Here is a 3,995-nt window from a genome sequence, read left to right as displayed (position 1 = left end):
CATTACGACAGATCCTGGATTCACAAAATACTTTGAATGGTTGAAAAAGTTTTATAGCATTCCAGGTATCATCGGTGAGCACACTAATGGAAAAAGCCTTTACAGGGAAAAGCTGGCAGCGATTTCTGTGTACTGGAATGGATCTCTCTTGGGCTTGGGAGACGCTGAGTTTAGAAAAAATTTGGATGTTGCTCCTATTCCGGTGTGGGCAGACGCGCCAACAAACGGTCCAATCATCGGTACTTCTCCAATGATTATTACGAAATTTAGTAAGCATAAAAACGAGGCATTCCAAGTGCTTGCAGAGTATATGTCGGATGAGAATCAGTCGAATATTGTGAAGAAGATGGCTTCTGGCCCTGCGGTTTCCAATCCAGAAATTCGTAAATTGTACGGAACTGACCGTGAAGAGTATACAGGTAAAAATACAGGTGCTTTTTTCAAAGTATGGCCGGCTCTCCCGAAAGAAAAATTCAGCAGGTATGATCAATATGTTGATTTAGGTGGTAGTTTAGCTAAGTTCGCCGATTCTGACAAGGATATCCCTACGTTCTTGCGTCAAGTGAAGGAAGAATCGGAAGCCAAAATTAAAGAAGCATTAGCGAGCGGAGCATTGAAATAACGTAAATGCAACTGTAGGTAAACCCGGATGATCGAATTATAAACTGCTAGGGGAGGGGCTTGCTCCTCCCTACAGGGTGCGAAAGGGAGATTAATCGTTGGCCAAAATATTATTCAACCATGTGTATAAACGATACGGGAAATATAAAGATGTGGCTGTTAACGATTTTAATCTTCAGGTCGAAGATGGAGAATTTCTTGTTTTTGTAGGACCTTCAGGTTGCGGTAAGTCTACGACCCTGCGAATGCTCGCTGGACTCGAGGATATATCGGAAGGGGAAATATATATCGGTGACAATGTCATCAATGATTTCTCGCCTAAAGATCGAGATATATCCATGGTGTTCCAAAATTACGCCTTGTATCCCAATTTAAGCGTTTATGAGAATATTGCTTTCGGCTTAAGGCTGCGCAGGCTGCCTAAGCACGAGATTGACTTAGCTGTGAAGCGAGCGGCTCGTGTATTGGAAATCGAAATTTTTCTCGACCGCAAACCAAGGGAGTTGTCTGGGGGACAGCGACAGCGTGTCGCACTAGGAAGGGCGATTGTTCGCACTCCGCAGGCTTTTTTATATGATGAGCCACTATCGAATCTTGATGCGCGGCTTCGTGTGCAAATGCGATCAGAAATTATTAGCTTGCACCGAAAAATGGGCGTCACGTCGATTTATGTAACTCATGATCAGATTGAGGCAATGACGATGGGGGATCGGGTCGTGGTTATGAATAAAGGTGTCATCCAGCAGGTTGATACACCAGAACGTGTTTACAATCGTCCAAACAACATCTTTGTGGCCAACTTTATCGGCAATCCTCCCATGAACTTTATTCCAGGTAAATTAGTGGTGGAGGAAGGTGTTCTAGAATTTCACACTAGACGGTTTGCGCTGCGGCTAACGGATAAACAAGCGAGTCAATTGAGAGAACAAAATCTGATTGATAGAACAGTCATCTTGGGCATTCGTCCGGAGCATATAAGCTTCGAGGAGAGTGAAATCGAGAAGCACATGGACTCGCTCATCTCAGGTGTGCTGGTATTCGATGAATTCGTTGGATCCGACCGATACTACCATCTCGAAATTGGCATGGAAGGTTTATTCATTGCTAGAGCGCACCCTCGCTACCACTTCAATGATGGTATGAAAGTGACAGTTGCACTCGATATGGATAAAGCGCTGTTCTACCATAGGGAAACGGAAAAACTGTTGACGGATTGACTGGAGGGAAAGTGATGGCAAGACGAAATGTGAAGAAAATAGTCAGTCTGATGGCCTTCGTTGCATTATCGCTAGCGATCATCAGCGCCCCGTATCATCAACAGGGGAGTTCGATGGCTTATGCGGAGGAGGGGGCGGCTTCCGGCGCAGGAAAAGAGGAAAGCGAGCTGCCGACCAGTCTCTTGCCTGAACGAAATGAACCATTCTATTACGAGGTTCATAAGCAATGGGAGAAGGAGAGTGTTCCAGCGGGGACACAGACTATAGAAGTGACCTCTAGTCAATTTTCACGAAAATCAAACGATGCCGAGGTAGGTTCCTACAAGGAGAAAGATAATGTATTGCTGCTCTCCAAGTCAAGAGGATGGGTTGAGTACGAAGTGAACGTAGAGCAAGCAGGCTTATATGAGCTTAACGCCATGTATAACCCGATTGTTGTTGCTGAAAGCGGCGGTTTACAGCGCATTCTATTAGCTGTTCAGTTAAACGGTTCTTATCCCTATGTGGAAGCCAGGTCGATGATGCTAGAGAGAAGTTTTAGCGATCGTAAACCGGAAAAATATGATGACAAAGGCAATCAGATACGATCCTTGATCGATGAAATGATAGACTGGAACGTTATGCCGTTTCGGGATACAGATGGAGCGTATGCAGAGCCAACGCTTTGGCATTTCAAGAAGGGCAATAATATCATTCGCATAGAGGCGATGCTGCAGCCGCTTGCACTGCAGTCGATTACGTTGAAGCCTCAAGCAGCAATTCCCTCTTACAATGAGGTTAAAGCAGCAGAGCCAGCTTCTGCAAATCAAGACAGTGTCTCAGTCATACAGCTCGAAGCCGAACAATTCAGTATGAAAAATGCTTCTTCGATTCAAGTTCAATATAATCGTGATCCTTTAACGACGCCTAAGTCGCTGAAAACTATAAAATTCAATACGGCTGGGGGCTGGAGCTGGTATAAGGGCGGGCAAGCCATCACTTGGGAATTCGACGTCCCTGAGGACGGATTATATAAATTAGGCATGCGTGTGAACCAGAACTTCCGCTCTAACTTGTCTGTCTATCGGACAATATCAATCGACGGTAAAGTTCCGTTTCAAGAACTTCTGCACTATCCGTTCCCTTATAGTTCGCGCTGGAAAGGGATAACTCTGCAAGATACAGAGGGCAATCCGTATTCGTTTTATTTGACTAAAGGTCATCATACGCTTCGATTAGAGGCTAATTATGAGCCCTATATGCCGCTTCTTGTTCAAATGGAGGGTATGTTGGACGAATTCCGCGCTGTATCAGCTGATCTACGGACGGCTACAGGCAACCGGGAGGATCGTTATCGGGTTTGGGATGTTGAGAAGGATATCCCGGGAATAACGGATCGTCTACATCATTTGGAAACACAATTGCATGAGCTTTCTGATCAGATGATCGTCTTGAATGGAAAAGTAGATTCAATCTCTCAATCGTTTCTATCAAGCGCCAAAGATATCGAGGATATGCTGAGTAATCCGAATTCCATTCCAAATAGTCAGTTGGCGATCGGAACACTGCAGGAAAAACTAGTTAGTCAGCGTAGAGATTTGATGGATAGTCCACTTGAGCTCGATAAGATCGTTATCGCCCCCGTGGATGTGGATTTTCCAAGAATGACAGCAAAATGGTGGGAGAAATTGAAAGGGATGTTCTCATCACTAGCTTATTCTTTCGATGATCGTAATTCGATCGGAAGCGGTAAAAAGAGCGATGTAATCGACGTATGGATGTTTTGGGGTCGAGATTATGTTAATGAGCTTCAGACGCTAGTGGATACGGAGTTTACGCCGAAATACGGTACTAAAGTAAAGATCAATCTAGTGCAGTCTGCGGAGTTGCTTATTCTTGGTAATGCGGCCGGAGTTATTCCGGATGTAGCGCTTGGCGTTTCAAGCGGTATGCCCTATGAGCTTGCCTTGCGAAATGCGGCCTTTGATTTATCGAAGCTGCCTGGAGCCGACGAAGTGTTGAAACGTTACAGTCCAGGTACTATGCAGCCGTATTATTATGATGGCGGATATTATGGCTTACCTGAAACCATGAATTTTAAAGTACTATTTTATCGAAAAGATATTTTAAAACAGCTCGATTTGACGGTGCCGAATACGTGGGATGATGTTTACAATA

Annotated in this window: 3 protein-coding genes; all 3 read left to right on the top strand. The window is 44.6% G+C overall.

The genetic code is table 11. The features are described from left to right. The coding region (locus AC1DWN_RS29505; RefSeq protein WP_477562433.1) for an extracellular solute-binding protein at positions 1-622 on the top strand (622 nt) is incomplete at its 5' end. Positions 623-719: 97 nt separating this feature from the next. Beyond that, positions 720-1,838, top strand: coding sequence for an ABC transporter ATP-binding protein (locus tag AC1DWN_RS29500; RefSeq protein ID WP_477562432.1), 1,119 nt, complete (start codon positions 720-722; stop codon positions 1,836-1,838). 14 nt (positions 1,839-1,852) lie between these two features. Beyond that, a partial coding sequence (locus AC1DWN_RS29495; RefSeq protein WP_477562431.1) for an extracellular solute-binding protein occupies positions 1,853-3,995 on the top strand: 2,143 nt, incomplete at its 3' end.

The organism is Paenibacillus sp. P4_A7 (assembly GCF_056402455.1).
Note: the sequence above shows the minus strand (reverse complement) of the source record. Positions and strands in the feature narration are given on the sequence as shown.